A 14,608-nucleotide genomic window follows, 5' to 3' on the forward strand; every position below is an offset into this window, starting at 1 on the left:
CGTTACATCCTGAAGACGCCGAAGCGTGTTTCTTCAATCGGAGCGTTCATCGTCGCTGCCAATCCAAGGCCCAAAACGTCGCGCGTCTGCGCGGGGTCGATTACGCCGTCGTCCCAGAGGCGCGCGCTCGCGTAATACGGATGCCCTTGCGCCTCATATTGATCGCGGATCGGCGCCTTGAACGCTTCCTCTTCTTCGCTCGACCACGAGCCGCCCTTCTTCTCAATGCCGTCGCGCCGCACGGTCGCGAGCACGGACGCGGCCTGCTCGCCGCCCATCACCGAGATGCGCGCGTTCGGCCACATCCAAAGGAAACGCGGCGAATAGGCGCGGCCGCACATACCATAGTTGCCCGCACCGAACGAGCCGCCGATGATCACCGTGAACTTCGGCACCTTCGCGGTCGCGACGGCCGTCACCATCTTTGCGCCGTTGCGCGCGATGCCTTCGTTCTCGTACTTGCGCCCGACCATGAAGCCCGTGATGTTCTGCAGGAACACGAGCGGAATCTTGCGCTGCGCGCACAGTTCGATGAAATGCGCACCCTTCAGCGCCGACTCGGAAAACAGAATGCCGTTGTTCGCGACGATGCCGACCGGATGTCCCCAGATATGCGCGAAGCCGCAGACGAGCGTCGTGCCGTAGCGCGCCTTGAATTCGTCGAAGGCGGAATCGTCGACGATGCGCGCGATGACTTCGCGCACATCGAAGGGCTTGCGTGTATCGACCGGAATCACGCCGTACACGCTCGCCGGATCGTGACGCGGCGGCAGCGGTTCCTTCAACGCAACCGAAGGCGTCTTCACGCGATTCAGATTGCCGACGATGCTGCGCGCAATGCCGAGCGCGTGCGCGTCGTTTTGCGCGAGATGATCGGCGACGCCTGAGAGACGCGTATGCACGTCGCCGCCGCCGAGATCTTCGGCGCTGACTTCTTCGCCCGTGGCAGCTTTCACGAGCGGCGGGCCGCCGAGAAAGATCGTGCCTTGGTTCTTCACGATGATCGATTCATCGCTCATCGCCGGGACATACGCGCCGCCCGCGGTGCACGAACCCATCACAACGGCGATCTGCGCGATGCCCTGCGCCGACATGTTGGCCTGGTTGTAGAAGATGCGGCCGAAGTGATCGCGGTCGGGAAACACGTCGTCCTGATTCGGCAGGTTCGCACCGCCCGAATCGACCAGATAGACGCACGGCAGACGGTTTTGCTCCGCGATTTCCTGCGCGCGCAAATGCTTCTTCACGGTGACGGGATAGTACGTGCCGCCTTTCACGGTCGCGTCGTTGCAGACGACCACGCACTCCTGCCCCGCGATGCGCCCGATTCCGGTGATGATGCCCGCGCCCGGCGCGTCGTCGTTGTACATGCCGTATGCGGCGAGTTGCGACAGTTCGAGAAACGGCGTGCCCGGATCGAGCAATTGCGCGATGCGATCGCGCGGCAGCAGCTTGTTGCGCGAGACGTGCTTGTCGCGCGCGGCCTGCCCGCCGCCTTCCGCGATCTTCGCGACTTTCTCTTTCAGGTCTGCGACGAGCGCGTCGAGCGCCGCCGCATTGGTGCGGAATTCCTCGCCGCGCGGATTCAGTTTCGATTCGATGATCGCCATGAGTGCGCCCTCAAGCCGTTTCGGCGAACAGTTCGCGGCCGATCAGCATGCGGCGGATTTCGCTCGTGCCCGCGCCGATCTCATAGAGCTTCGCGTCGCGCCACAGGCGGCCGACCGGATATTCGTTGATGTAGCCGTTGCCGCCGAGAATCTGGATTGCTTCGCCGGCCATCCACGTGGCTTTTTCGGCGGTGTAGAGAATGACGCCCGCACAGTCCTTGCGCACCTGGCGGACATGGCCCGAGCCGAGCGTATCGAGCTGACGGCCCACCGCGTAGAGATACGCGCGGCACGCCTGCAGCGTCGAATACATGTCGGCGACCTTGCCCTGAATGAGCTGGAATTCGCCGATCGCCTGGCCGAACTGCTTGCGATCGTGGATATACGGCACGACCGAATCCATGCACGCGAGCATGATGCCGGTCGGGCCGCCCGCGAGCACGGCGCGCTCGTAGTCGAGGCCGCTCATCAGCACTTTCGTGCCGCCGTGCAGCGCGCCGAGGATGTTTTCCTTCGGCACTTCGACGTTCTCGAACACGAGCTCGCCGGTATGCGAGCCGCGCATGCCGAGCTTGTCGAGCTTCTGCGCGACGGAAAAACCCTTCATGCCCTTCTCGACGATGAATGCCGTAATGCCGCGCGGCCCCGCTTCGATATCCGTCTTCGCATAGACGACGAGCGTGTCGCAGTCCGGGCCGTTGGTGATCCACATCTTCGTGCCGTTGAGCACGTAGTGATCACCCTTTTCTTCGGCGCGCAGCTTCATGCTGACGACATCCGATCCCGCGTTTGGCTCGCTCATCGCGAGTGCGCCGATATGTTCGCCGGACACGAGCTTCGGCAGATACTTCTGCTTCTGCGCTTCCGTGCCGTTACGATGAATCTGGTTCACGCACAGATTCGAATGCGCGCCATACGACAGACCCACCGACGCCGACGCGCGCGAAATCTCTTCCATCGCGACCATGTGTGCGGTGTAGCCCATGTTCGCGCCGCCGTATTCCTCGGAGACGGTCATGCCGAGCACGCCGAGATCGCCGAGCTTCTTCCACAGGTCCATCGGGAACTGGTCGGTGTGATCGATTTCGCCCGCGCGCGGCGCAATTTCCTTCGACGCGAAGTTGGCGAGCGAATCGCGCAGCATGTCGATGTCTTCGCCCAACGCGAAATTCAGGCCGGGTACGGTGCTCATGGGGTCGTCTCCTCCAGATACGATGTTTTTGGCGCGCCCTGAAAACTGAGCTTTACTCACACAGGGCAGCAAACCACGGAATGGGGCAATTTCACGCTCAAATCGGCTAGCCGTCAATAGGTTTTTGAGCTACGCTCACATTTATTTTCCGACGCATTGCCGCCATGTCCACGCAAACCAGCACCAGCCGCCGCACGCCAGCGGGCGTCAAATCGCAGCAGCGCGTGAAAGACATACTGCAGGCGGGCCGCGACGTCTTCGCCGAAAAAGGCTACGACGCCGCGACCAGCGCCGAGATCGCGCAGCGCGCGGGCATTTCGGAAGCGACAGTATTCAGCTATTTCAGCGGCAAGCGCGAACTCTGCGCACGCGTGATCGCAGATTGGTACGACGAAATCATCGACGCCTTCGAAACCGGCCTGCCGCGCGACGGCTCGGTGCGCCAGCAGTTCGCGTTCATCGTCAGAACGCACATGCGGCTCATGCTGACGAACGGCACGGGGCTGTGCGCGCTGGTTTTGTCGGAAGGCCGCACGAAGCAGCACGATCTCTCCGATACGCTCACGGAATATCAGCGCCGCTACACCGCGCCGCTGATGGACGTGCTGGCGCGCGGCCAGGCGGTCGGCCACGTGCGCAACGACATGCCGCTGCGCCTCTTGCGCTCGCTCGTCTTCGGACCGATGGAGCACGTCCTCTGGGACGCGACGCTCGCGAAGCGCCGGCTGAGTCAGACTCAGATCGAGACAACGGCGAACGAGTTGGTGGAAGTGTTGTGGGCCGCATTGCAGCCGCCCGACGTGAAGCTAGCCGCGCTCACGCAATTCCGCCAGGACATCGAGGAAGCGTCGCGGCGCTACGAAGCGAGCGCCGCGCGCGAGAAACCTACGGCTTGATGAAGCGCAGCGCGAAACGCGCGAGCTTCGGCACGGTGACGGGACGCAGCAGGCGCGCGTCATAGCCGCCCATGCGCCGGTCGTTTTCGGTGAGACACAGTTCGATCAACGCGCGCACCGACACGTTGCCCGCCACGGAATCGCCCACATTGGCCGGGAAATTCGCGTCCTGCGCCGCGCCGCTCTTGTCGAAGCCGCGCGCGAGCGAAACGCGATCGCGGATCAGCGAGAACCACACGCTCGCGGTCTTCGCGAAAAACCACGGTTTGCGGTACCACGGCAGGCTGTGCCGATACCACGCCACCCAGTTCGCGAAAAAGAGAATGTGCCGCGCTTCTTCCTGAATGACCGGCTCGAAGGTCTCGACGAGCGCCTCGGGAAAGTAGCCCGACTGCCGCGCCGCTTCGAAAAGGCCGAACGCGAAGAAACTGTCGATGCACTCGCTGTAGCCCGTCAGCATCCACGCGCGCAGCGCATCGGCGGGAGCGGGATACGGCGGCTCCAGGGCGAGTTCGATGCCATACGCCTCGACGAGCTTCGACAGCACCACCTTGTGGCGCGCCTCTTCGCCGCCGTTCATGCGCAGCGCTTCGCGCAACTGCGGATCGCCGATGCTCGCCGCGTAAGTCGCGACGCGAATCGATGCGCGTCCTTCCGTCTGCACGGCGATATCCCAGATCGGCAGTGATGTCACGCGCTTCAATGCGGCCGGATCGAGCTTCGGCCAGTCGATGACGGCAGGCTTGTATGGGTTGTGCGTCGTCAGCAACATCTCGCAGAACATGCGCTTGTGAAGGTCAGAACCGATCGGAATCTTCCCCGCCGACCGGTACGTCCAGTTGCGCATCGCATGATCTGCTTCGACTGTGTTGAGCGTATCGGACATATTCGAATATTGGCCGCCGATTGGGTACGTTCTGCGGATTCTGGCATACAGAACGTCGATTCGCAGCGGTCGCGCGCGGTTCTTTGCGTGACGTGAGATTCAAACACGCTTACCGCCCGCGAAAAAAAGCCCCGGTCGAAACCGGGGCTCTTGCATCAGACCGCCATCACGGTGACCGATTTCGACACCAGATACGGCTCCAGCGCCTCCGGTCCGCCTTCGGAACCGTAACCCGAGTCCTTCACGCCGCCAAACGGCATCTCGGGCCACGGCGTGGCCGGCTGGTTGATCCACAACATGCCCACTTCGAGTTGATTGGTGAGCAGATGCACGTTCTTGAACGAACGCGTGAATGCGTAGCCGGCGAGACCGTACGGCAGACGATTCGCTTCCGCGATCGCGTCTTCGAGGGCGTCGAAACCGCGCACCGCGGCGACCGGTCCGAACGGCTCCGCATTGAACACGTCGGCTTCGAGCGAAACATCGGTGATCACCGTAGGCGCGAAGAAGTTGCCCGCCGTGCCGATGCGCTCGCCGCCCGTCGCGATGGTCGCGCCCGTCTTGCGCGCGTTCTCGATGACGCTGTTCATCGCCGTGATGCGCCGGGCGTTGGCGAGCGGCCCGAGCGTCGTGCCGTCCGCGAGACCGTCGCCTACTTTCAGGCTTTCCGCGTGCTTCACGAGCGCCGCGATGAAGTCCCGCTTCAGGCTGTTGTGCACGAGAAAGCGCGTCGGCGAGATGCAGACCTGGCCCGCGTTGCGGAATTTCGCCGCGCCCGATGCCTTCACGGCCAGCTCGACGTCCGCGTCCTCCGCGACGATCACCGGCGCGTGGCCGCCCAGTTCCATCGTCGCGCGCTTCATGTGCTGGCCGGCGAGCGCCGCAAGCTGTTTGCCGATGGCGGTCGAACCGGTGAACGTCACCTTGCGGATATCCGGATGCGCGATCAGGAACTCCGAGATCTGCGGCGGATCGCCATAGACGAGTTGCACGACGCCCTTCGGCACGCCCGCGTCGGCGAATGCGCGGATCAGCTCGGCGGGCGACGCCGGCGTTTCTTCGGGCGCCTTCACGATGAACGAACAGCCGGTCGCGAGCGACGCGCACAGCTTGCGCACGACCTGATTCACCGGAAAATTCCACGGCGTGAAGGCGGCCACGGGGCCGATCGGCTCCTTGACGACGATTTGCTGCGCGTTGACATTGCGCGGCGGCACGATCCGGCCATAGACGCGGCGCCCTTCATCGGCGAACCACTCGATGATGTCCGCGGCCGAATTGACCTCGACGCGCGCCTCGGCGAGCGGCTTGCCCTGCTCCTGCGTCATCAGCCGCGCGATGGTGTCCGCGCGCTCGCGGATCAGCCCGGCGGCCTTGCGCATCTTGTTGGCGCGTTCGATTGCAGTGAACTTGCGCCAGGTCGCGAAGCCCTGCCGCGACGCCTTGACCGCGCGCTCCAGATCGGTCGTGCCTGCCTTCGCGACCTTGCCGATGACATCGCCCGTCGCGGGGCTCACGACGTTGATCGTTTCGCCGGACTTGGCGTCACACCATTCGCCATCGATGAAAAGACGTGTGTCCGTGTATCCTGCACTTGCCATGTACGACCTCCGAGAAAAATCGATTGCATGATCCGCGTCGCCGGCGCCGCACGCAAAAGAGCGCGCGCACGCGTGGCGCAGCTTACGGAAATGTCGGGCGGCGCGATGACTCGTGAAAGCGCAGACGCGCCGCCGGAACCCATCATCTTGCCTCTTATCGCCCCGGCTCGCTTGAACTGGATGAGCCGGTGAGCCGCATTCAGTACGGCTGGATGCCGTTCATCAGCAACGCGACGACGTGCCGGGCAAGCTGCTCCGAGCTGATCGCGCGGTCTCCTACGGCACGCCAGCGCGTGGTCGCGAGCGGGAACACCGTCAGCCCGAACAGCGACGCGAACACGAGCGACGGCTCCAGCGCCGGATTGAGCTTGCCCTCCTTCTGCCAGCCCGCGATGCGCTCGATCGCGCGGTCCTTGTGCTCGTCGCCGAAGCGCTCGGCCATGCGCTGACGCAGGAGGCCGCCCTCGCTGATCATCTCGCGCACCCACAGCGCCGCGAACCACGGACATTTTTCGACCGTCGCGACGAGCGTTTCGACGAAAGCGCGCAAGGTATCGACGGGCTCCGAATGCGGATCGTTGAATACGCGCGCGAGTTCGATGCGCAGCGGGACGAGCCGTTCGTCGATCAGCATGTCGAGCAACTGGTCGCGCGTCTTGAAGTAGTAGTGAACCATCGCCGGGGTGACGCCCGCCTCGCGCGCGATCGCGCCGAGCGTCGTTTCGCCGATGCCCTGCCGCGCGAACAGTTCGAGCGCGATATCCAGCAATTGCGCACGCGCCTGCTCGCCGTGCGCCCCGCTGGGCCGCCCGGGCCGGCGGCCTGCCTTTTTCTGCGGCGCGGCGTCCGCGCCGCGGTCCAGCACATCGTTAGCCATAGCTCGATTTGACGAAAATTCACTCGTCGTCTATATTAACTTCCACGTTAATTAATTACAATCCGCCTGATTTGCCGGGTGCTCGCCCGTCGCGGATTCGTGAAGCGCCGTCCAAATTCATTCATCCAATATGACATCTTTGCATCAAACCGCCATCGCGGGCGCGGACCCGTCCGTCGAAACCGCCGTGGATTCGAAGCCGCCCATCCGGCTGCTGTTCACCGCGCTCCTGCTCGTGATGCTGCTCGGCGCGCTCGATCAGACCATCGTGTCGACCGCGCTGCCGACCATCGTCGGCGATCTCGGCGGGCTCGAAAATCTCTCGTGGGTCGTCACGTCCTATCTGCTCAGTTCGACCATCGTCGTGCCGCTCTACGGCAAGTTCGGCGATCAGTTCGGCCGCAAGGTCGTGCTCCAGGCGTCGATCTTGATTTTTCTCGTCGGCTCGATCCTCTGCGGCGTCGCGCAGAACATGACGCAACTGATCGTGCTGCGCGCGCTGCAAGGCCTGGGCGGCGGCGGGCTCATGGTCATCACGATGGCCGCCATCGCCGATGTCATCCCGCCCGCCGAACGCGGCCGCTTCCAGGGACTGTTCGGCGGCGTGTACGGCCTCGCGACCGTCGTCGGCCCGCTGCTCGGCGGCTTTCTCGTCGAGCATCTGTCGTGGCGCTGGATTTTCTATATCAACCTGCCGCTCGGGCTGATCGCGCTCGCCGTGATCCAGCTCGTGTTCAAGCCGCATACCGCGCACGTGAATCATCGCGTCGACTTTATGGGCGCAGGCTTTCTCGCCGCCGCGCTGACCTGCATCATTCTCTTCACGAGCGAAGGCGGCACGATCCTGCCGTGGACCTCGCCGCAGCTCTGGGGCACGCTGCTGCTCGGCCTCGTGTGTCTCGGCGGTTTCGTCTACGAGGAACGACTCGCCGCCGAGCCGATCATGCCGCTCTCGCTTTTCAAAGAGCGCACCTTCGTGCTCGCGGGGCTGATCGGCTTCATCGTCGGCTGTGCGCTGTTCGGCGCGGTCACGTTCCTGCCGCTCTATCTGCAGGTCGTGAAGGGCTCGACGCCTTCCGGCGCCGGCCTGCAGATCACGCCGATGATGGGCGGCGTGCTGCTGTCGTCGATCGTGAGCGGGCGCGTCATCAGCAAGATCGGCAAGTATCGCTTCTTTCCGATCGCGGGCACGGCGCTCGTCACCGTCGCGATGCTGCTGCTCTCCACACTGAGCCTCGACACGCCGCTCTGGACGATGAACATCTACATGGCGCTGCTCGGCCTCGGGCTCGGCATGGTAATGCAGGTGCTCGTGCTCGCGGTGCAGAACGTCGTCGAATTCCGGCTGATGGGCGTGGCGACCTCCAGCGCAACGCTCTTTCGCTCGATCGGCGGATCGGTCGGCGTGGCGGCCTTCGGCGCGATCTTTTCAAACAGCTTGCGCTCGCGCCTCGAAGCGCTCATTCCGCCGGGCACGGAATTGCCGCAATCGCTCGGGCCGCAGGCGGTGGCGCATCTGCCGCCCGCGCTGCACGACGACTATCTGCATGCGTTCGCGGGCTCGATGCACACGGTTTATCTCGTCGCGGCGTGCATCGCGCTCATCGCGTTCGGGCTGTCGTGGTTCCTCAAGGATCACCCGTTGCGCACGCGCTGAAATCCGCGCCTAAGCGAGGAAAACTTCTAAAGCCCCTGCTATCGGGGCTTTTACTAGCTGCCGAACTATTTTGGCTTGGTAACCTTCTGCCGATTCCGGGCGGACACGATCCGCCGGATATTCATGCTCCGGCGTCCAACGACGCGCCGGACGTCCGGATACGAGACCTTCCGGGCCGAACTGACCATCCTCTGGAGTTAAAACAGTGAAGAAACTGCTCGCGGCACTCACGATGTCCCTCCTCGCCGCCACGTCGCTCACCGCCGTCACGGCGGCGCAAGCGAAGGACTATTCGACGATCCGCTTCGGCGTCGATGCAAGCTATCCGCCGTTCGAATCGAAAGGTTCCGACGGCAAGCTGGTCGGTTTCGACATCGATCTCGGCAACGAAATCTGCTCGCGTCTGAAGGCCAAGTGCGTGTGGATCGAAAACGACTTCGACGGCATGATCCCCGCGCTCAAGGCGAAGAAGTTCGACGGCGTGCTTTCGTCGATGTCGATGACCCCGCAGCGCGCCGAGCAGATCGCCTTCTCGAGCAAGCTCTTCAACACGCCGACGCGCCTCGTCGCGAAAAAAGGCAGCAACATCCTGCCGACGGCTGACAGCCTGAAGGGCAAGAACGTGGGCGTCGAGCAGGGCACGATCCAGGAAACCTACGCGAAGACCTACTGGGCGGCGAAGGGCGTGACGGTCACGCCGTATCAGAACCAGGACCAGGTCTACGCCGACCTGATCTCGGGCCGTCTCGACGCGGCGCTGCAGGACGCGGTGCAGGCCGAACTCGGCTTCCTGAAGACGCCGCGCGGCGCGGGCTTCGATTTCGCCGGTCAGAACATCGACGATCCGAAGACGCTCGGCAACGGCGCGGGCATCGGTCTGCGCAAGGAAGACACCGACCTGAAGGCGAAGATCGACAAGGCAATCGCCGACATCATCAAGGACGGCACCTACAAGAAGATCGAGAAGAAGTACTTCGACTTCGACGTGTACGGCGGCTAAGTCCGACAGTCTGATCGACTGAAAGGCTGACGAAAACGGGCTCCGCGCTTCAAGGCGCGGAGCCCGTTTCCTTTTCGGACAGCGGTTTCGACGGCTGATTTCCGCTAAGATCGAGCGTTCGAGACAGCGCCGACGGAAGGAGACACCGCGGCGCGAAGTAATTTTCCGAGGCAAGACCGGCGCACTCGCCTGCGCGCGACCACTATGCAAACCAGAACCCATCCCCTGATCTCGCCGACGCTCGGCACTTCCCGCAACATCACCAGCTTTCACTACGGCCCCGGCGGCGGCCAGAAGATCTATATCCAGTCCTCGCTGCACGCGGACGAGCTGCCCGGCATGCTCGTCGCGTGGCGCCTGCGGCGTCATCTCGCCGAATTTGAAGCGGCGGGCAAGCTGCGTGGCGAAGTGGTGATCGTGCCGGTGCCGAACCCGATCGGCCTTTCGCAGCATCTGCACGGCACGTTGATGGGCCGCTTCGAGACGAATAGCGGTCACAACTTCAACCGCAATTTCTACGATCTCGCCGCGCTGATCGCGCCGCGCATCGAGGCGCGCCTCGGCAAGGACGCCGACGCCAACAAGCTCGCTGTGCGCGCCGCGATGCAGGAAGCGCTCGGCGAGCAGACGCCGCACACAGAGCTCGAATCGCAACGCCTCGCGCTGCAAAAACTCTCCTTCGACGCCGATGTCGTGCTCGACCTGCATTGCGATCTCGACGCCGCGCTGCATCTCTACACGAACCCGGAAATCTGGGACGAAGTGGAGCCCCTCGCGCGCTATCTCGACGCGAAGGCGTCGCTGCTCGCGCTGAATTCGGTCGGCAATCCGTTCGACGAGATTCACAGCTTCTGCTGGTCGGACTTGCGCCAGCGTTACAGCGAGCGCTTTCCGATTCCGAACGGCGGCATTTCGGTCACGGTCGAGTTGCGCAGCCAGCACGACGTGTCCTACGAGCTCGCCGATAAAGACGCGCAAGCGATCGTCAACTATCTGATTCACCGCGGCGTGATCGATGCGCCCGTGCCCGAGCAGCCGCCGCTCGCCTTCCCCGCGACGCCGCTCGCGGGCGCCGAGCCGATCGTGGCGCCGGCGTCGGGCGTGCTCGTGTTCCGGGCGGAAGTGGGCGCGTTCATCGAAGCAGGCACGCCGATCGCCGATATCGTCGATCCGCTCACGGATGTGGTCACCACGCTCAAATGCACGACCTCGGGCGTGATGTACGCGCGGCACATCACGCGTTTCGCGACCGCCGGGCTGGAAGTGGCGCGCATCGCGGGTGCGAAGGCTTATCGCACGGGTTCGCTGCTGTCCGCCTGAGAACGCGTTTCTAGAAAGGCGCGAGGCCGCATTGCGCGGCGACTACGCGCCACGTTCCGCTGATCTCGCCCCAGGTTCGCGTGTAGCGCAAGCTGCCCGCGAACGGGGCGCCCGCGAACGTCCCCGAGAGCGCCACGCGCGTCACCGTCACAGCGAAGCTGCCATACACGCGCACGCTCTGCTCTTCCACATCCAGCTTCTCGATGCGCTGCATGCCGTAGCGATGGCCGTTCAGATCGTCGGCTTTCGTCCAGACCTTGCCGGTTGCATCCACGAAACTCAGGTCGTCGGCCAATAACGCATCGAGCGCGTCGACATCCGATGCCAGCATCGCCTTTTTCAGGCGCTCCTCCAGTTCGCGGATTCCCTGTTCGTCCATGCTTGTTCGATCCATGATTTCGCTCGCGTGTCATCGAACCGCAAGCATACCGTGCGCGCGTCGTGCCGCACTCACGCACATCTGACCGGCTTTCGCCAGCGCTGTTGTTCGCGCGATACAACGCAAGCCGGTTGAAAGCGCTGTCACATTTCTTTCTTCGGCAATCGCTACATTTGCGCCCGTCGCACCACGCGCCGTCAGAGCGCGAACACGCAGACACCGTCGACACCACACCGCGAACCAACTCACGGAGCTTGTTTTGAAGAAGAATCTCTTGGCGACCGCCGCGCTCGCCGCATTCAGCGTCCTCGCAGCCACGTCCGCCCACGCGCAGAGCAGCGTCACGCTGTACGGCATCATCGACGCCGGTATCAGCTACGTCAACAACAGCTCGACCAGCCCGACGCGCGCCGGCGACTCCCTCGTCAAGTACGACGACGGTGTCGCGCAAGGCAGCCGCTGGGGCCTGAAAGGCGTCGAAGACCTCGGCGGCGGCCTGAAGGCGATCTTCACGTTGGAGAACGGCTTCAACAGCGGCACCGGCGCGCTCGGCCAGGGCGGCGCGGAATTCGGCCGTCAGGCGTATGTCGGTCTCACGCAGAACAACGTCGGCTCACTGACGTTCGGTCGTCAGTACAGCTTCAACACCGACTTCCTCGGCTCGAACTACTCGATCGGCGGTCAGACCGTCGCGGGCAACTACGCGTATCACATGAACGACTTCGACCAGCTGACGTCGAGCCGTATCAACAACGCGGTGAAGTTCACGAGCGCGAATTTCTACGGCCTCACGTTCGGTGCGATGTACGGCTTCTCGAACACGGCTGGCGGATTCGCGGGCACGCCGAACACGACGGTCGGCACCACGACGACGCAAGGTTCGTCGCGCGCCTACAGCTTCGGCCTGAACTACAAGGCCGGCCCGCTCGGCATCGGCGCCGCGTACACGGACATCCGCTTCCCGACGGCCGCGACGCCGGCGTTCAGCTCGACGGTCGCCAACCTCAACCTGACCGGCACGACGAACAACGCGAAGGATCTGCGCAGCTTCGGCATCGGCGCGAACTACACGATCGGCGCGGCGACGATCTTCGGTCTGTGGACGAACACGCGCTTCGAGCCGATCGTCGGAGCGAGCTCGCGCATCAACGCGTTCGATATCGGCGGCAAGTACGCGATCACGAGCGCGATGACGGCAGGCCTCGGCTACACGTACATGGACCTGTACGACAACTTCTCGGGCCACTGGCACCAGATCGACGCGAGCTTCGACTACGCGTTGAGCAAGCGCACCGACGTGTACGCGCTGGCGGTCTATCAGAAGGCGTCGGGCTCGAACAACGGCGTGCAGAATCAGGCTTCGATCGGTTCGTCGTCGTCGAGCTACTTCGGCACCTCGGGCCTGGGCGAGAACAACCAGCTCGCGTTCCGCGTCGGCATCCGCCACAAGTTCTAAGCATCGCGTTTCATCCAGCAGTCGTGAATCGGGCCGCATGAGCGGCCCGATTTTTTTTACCTCACGGCTTTCACTTCGCCGTGCCGGACTTCTTGCCCGTGGCCTTGTTGTAACGCTCGATATATTCGTCCATGAGCTTGCGGATTGCCCGTCCGATCTGCACGTAGTCGCTCTCGTTCAGATTTGCGAGCGACACGCGCCCCGACGGGTGCTGCGTGCCGAAGCCGCGGCCCGGCAGCAGCACAACGCGCGCCTCCTTCGCGAGTCTGAAGAGCATCTCGGAGGCCTCGGTGTTCTCGAGGATCCAGTCGACCAGTTCGCGGCCGTGTCTGCGCTCGCCGAGATATTCCATGTCGAGGATCGCGTAGTAATCGACCTCGTTTTCGTCTTTGACCTCGGGCGCAATCCCAATTTCGCGATAGAGCGCCTGTTTGCGGCTTCGGATGAGACGCTTCAACGCATTCTTATATGCGTCGGGCGTGTCCATCAGTGAGAAGAGCGAGAAGAGCGCCATCTGCACCTGCTGGGGCGTCGACAAGCCCGCCGTGTGATTCAGCGCGACCGTACGGCTGTCCGCCACGAGGCGGTCGATGAACTTGAGCTTGTCGGGCTCCGTCGTGATCGACTCGTAACGTGTGTGAAGCTGCGCTCTCTTCTCCTTCGAAAGCGCGGCGAGTTGCTTGTCGAGCACGTTTTCCCGATGCGTCGCGATGGCACCGAGACGCCAGCCCGTCGCACCGAAATACTTCGAATACGAATAGACGAGGATCGTGTTCTGCGGGCATAGCGCAAAAAGCGAAACGAAATCGTCGGCGAAGGTGCCGTAGACATCGTCCGTCAGAATGATCAGATCGGGCCGCTCCTTCACGATCTCCGCAATGTACTCGAGGCTCTTCGTATCCATCTTCACGGACGGCGGATTGCTCGGGTTCACGAGAAAGAACGCTTTCACTTTCGGATCGCGCAGCTTGTCGAGTTCCTGCTTGGAGAATTGCCAGCCGTTCGCGACATCCGCCTCGAGATTGACCACATTCAACTTGTAGTCGTTCAGGCGAGGAATTTCGATGTACGGCGTGAAGATCGGCGTGCCGAGCGCGATGGTGTCGCCCGCGCTGATGAGGAAGTTCTCGCGCAGCGTGTTGAAGATGTATGTCATCGCCGCTGTGCCGCCTTCGACCGCGAAGACATCGAAATCGCCGACGAACGGATGCTTGCCGATCATCTCGCGCCGCAGATATTGTGCGACGATCTGCTCCGAGAGCTTCAGCATGCGGTCCGGCACGGGATAGTTCGACCCGAGAATGCCTTCGCACATTTCATAGAGAAAGTCGCCGGCGTTCAGACCGAGTTGGTCGCGCACATAGGAAACGGCGCCAAGAAGAAACGAGATGCCCGGCACGCCCTTGTTCTCGCGCGCGAAAATCTCGAAGCGTTCTTCCAGCCCTTCGCGCATCGGAAAGCCGCCGACGCCTTCGGGCATGTACGCAAACGAGCGCTCCGACTCACGCATCGCGAACAGGCCGAGTTGCCAGAAGCCGTGCCGCGGAATCGTCGCGAGGAAGTTCGGGTTGCCGCGCCCCGCGTTGAGCATCGAAAGGTTGGCCGGGCGCTCGACCGCCCCGCCTCCCGCAGCCTTGATAAGTTCGTCCTTCAGTTCAAACGGACTGAGCGACGCCATGCCGGCGCGATCCCCGGAGCCTGATTGAGTCGACTTTGCCATCCAACACCTCAAGA

General features: G+C 63.2%; 12 protein-coding genes. 5 read left to right on the plus strand and 7 right to left on the minus strand.

Translation table 11 applies throughout. The features are described 5' to 3' along the window. Positions 1–2: 2 nt before the first annotated feature. Both AWB74_RS01725 and AWB74_RS01730 read right to left on the minus strand, forming a co-directional pair. Positions 3–1,610 carry a carboxyl transferase domain-containing protein gene (locus AWB74_RS01725; protein WP_061145018.1) on the minus strand — a complete coding sequence of 536 codons (1,608 nt, stop codon included), beginning with the start codon at positions 1,608–1,610 and terminating at the stop codon, positions 3–5. A 10-nt stretch (positions 1,611–1,620) separates the two neighbouring features. Further along, positions 1,621–2,802: an isovaleryl-CoA dehydrogenase gene (locus tag AWB74_RS01730; protein WP_061145019.1), complete on the minus strand. Its 1,182-nt coding sequence runs from the start codon at positions 2,800–2,802 to the stop codon at positions 1,621–1,623. Between the two features lie 164 nt (positions 2,803–2,966). On the opposite strand from AWB74_RS01730, the gene AWB74_RS01735 reads away from it, so the two are divergent. Next, positions 2,967–3,698 carry a TetR/AcrR family transcriptional regulator gene (locus tag AWB74_RS01735; protein ID WP_061145020.1) on the plus strand — a complete coding sequence of 244 codons (732 nt, stop codon included), beginning with the start codon at positions 2,967–2,969 and terminating at the stop codon, positions 3,696–3,698. On the opposite strand, the gene AWB74_RS01740 is transcribed toward AWB74_RS01735, so the two are convergent. The 3 genes from AWB74_RS01740 to AWB74_RS01750 all read right to left on the minus strand — a co-directional run bounded on the left by AWB74_RS01740 (position 3,688) and on the right by AWB74_RS01750 (position 7,062). After that, positions 3,688–4,584 carry a ferritin-like domain-containing protein gene (locus AWB74_RS01740; RefSeq protein WP_061145021.1) on the minus strand — a complete coding sequence of 299 codons (897 nt, stop codon included), beginning with the start codon at positions 4,582–4,584 and terminating at the stop codon, positions 3,688–3,690. The genes AWB74_RS01735 and AWB74_RS01740 overlap by 11 nt on opposite strands. A gap of 155 nt (positions 4,585–4,739) precedes the next feature. Beyond that, positions 4,740–6,185 carry an NAD-dependent succinate-semialdehyde dehydrogenase gene (locus AWB74_RS01745; RefSeq protein WP_061145022.1) on the minus strand — a complete coding sequence of 482 codons (1,446 nt, stop codon included), beginning with the start codon at positions 6,183–6,185 and terminating at the stop codon, positions 4,740–4,742. 199 nt (positions 6,186–6,384) lie between these two features. Beyond that, positions 6,385–7,062, minus strand: coding sequence for a TetR/AcrR family transcriptional regulator (locus AWB74_RS01750; RefSeq protein WP_061145023.1), 678 nt, complete (start codon positions 7,060–7,062; stop codon positions 6,385–6,387). Positions 7,063–7,192: 130 nt separating this feature from the next. On the opposite strand from AWB74_RS01750, the gene AWB74_RS01755 reads away from it, so the two are divergent. From AWB74_RS01755 to AWB74_RS01765, 3 genes are all read left to right on the plus strand, one after another. Further along, positions 7,193–8,719 carry an MDR family MFS transporter gene (locus AWB74_RS01755; protein WP_200821907.1) on the plus strand — a complete coding sequence of 509 codons (1,527 nt, stop codon included), beginning with the start codon at positions 7,193–7,195 and terminating at the stop codon, positions 8,717–8,719. A 205-nt stretch (positions 8,720–8,924) separates the two neighbouring features. Next, positions 8,925–9,719, plus strand: coding sequence for an ABC transporter substrate-binding protein (locus AWB74_RS01760; protein WP_061145024.1), 795 nt, complete (start codon positions 8,925–8,927; stop codon positions 9,717–9,719). A 204-nt stretch (positions 9,720–9,923) separates the two neighbouring features. Next, complete coding sequence (locus AWB74_RS01765) at positions 9,924–11,039, plus strand: succinylglutamate desuccinylase/aspartoacylase family protein (RefSeq protein ID WP_061145025.1); 1,116 nt, start codon at positions 9,924–9,926, stop codon at positions 11,037–11,039. 10 nt (positions 11,040–11,049) lie between these two features. Here the strand turns inward: AWB74_RS01765 and AWB74_RS01770 are convergent, their stop codons facing one another. After that, on the minus strand, positions 11,050–11,433 hold the full coding sequence (locus AWB74_RS01770; protein WP_235024454.1) for a nuclear transport factor 2 family protein: 384 nt from the start codon (positions 11,431–11,433) through the stop codon (positions 11,050–11,052). Positions 11,434–11,677: 244 nt separating this feature from the next. Here AWB74_RS01770 and AWB74_RS01775 point away from each other — a divergent pair, with 244 nt between their 5' ends. Beyond that, the gene (locus tag AWB74_RS01775; RefSeq protein WP_061145027.1) at positions 11,678–12,874 is read left to right on the plus strand and encodes a porin; all 1,197 of its coding nucleotides are present in this window, start codon (positions 11,678–11,680) and stop codon (positions 12,872–12,874) included. 70 nt (positions 12,875–12,944) lie between these two features. On the opposite strand, the gene AWB74_RS01780 is transcribed toward AWB74_RS01775, so the two are convergent. After that, entirely contained in the window at positions 12,945–14,594 is a 1,650-nt protein-coding gene (locus AWB74_RS01780) for a bifunctional aspartate transaminase/aspartate 4-decarboxylase (protein ID WP_061145028.1), read from the minus strand. Between the last annotated feature and the right edge of the window lie 14 nt (positions 14,595–14,608).

Origin of the sequence: Caballeronia arvi, from assembly GCF_001544695.2 — a bacterium.
Taxonomy (GTDB): Bacteria; Pseudomonadota; Gammaproteobacteria; order Burkholderiales; family Burkholderiaceae; genus Caballeronia; species Caballeronia arvi.

Coding starts and splice junctions, on each gene's coding strand:
- AWB74_RS01725 (WP_061145018.1), bottom strand. CDS start 1,610: ATGGCGATCATCGAATCGAAACTGAATCCGCGCGGCGAGGAATTCCGC.
- AWB74_RS01730 (WP_061145019.1), bottom strand. CDS start 2,802: ATGAGCACCGTACCCGGCCTGAATTTCGCGTTGGGCGAAGACATCGAC.
- AWB74_RS01735 (WP_061145020.1), top strand. CDS start 2,967: ATGTCCACGCAAACCAGCACCAGCCGCCGCACGCCAGCGGGCGTCAAA.
- AWB74_RS01740 (WP_061145021.1), bottom strand. CDS start 4,584: ATGTCCGATACGCTCAACACAGTCGAAGCAGATCATGCGATGCGCAAC.
- AWB74_RS01745 (WP_061145022.1), bottom strand. CDS start 6,185: ATGGCAAGTGCAGGATACACGGACACACGTCTTTTCATCGATGGCGAA.
- AWB74_RS01750 (WP_061145023.1), bottom strand. CDS start 7,062: ATGGCTAACGATGTGCTGGACCGCGGCGCGGACGCCGCGCCGCAGAAA.
- AWB74_RS01755 (WP_200821907.1), top strand. CDS start 7,193: ATGACATCTTTGCATCAAACCGCCATCGCGGGCGCGGACCCGTCCGTC.
- AWB74_RS01765 (WP_061145025.1), top strand. CDS start 9,924: ATGCAAACCAGAACCCATCCCCTGATCTCGCCGACGCTCGGCACTTCC.
- AWB74_RS01770 (WP_235024454.1), bottom strand. CDS start 11,433: ATGGATCGAACAAGCATGGACGAACAGGGAATCCGCGAACTGGAGGAG.
- AWB74_RS01780 (WP_061145028.1), bottom strand. CDS start 14,594: ATGGCAAAGTCGACTCAATCAGGCTCCGGGGATCGCGCCGGCATGGCG.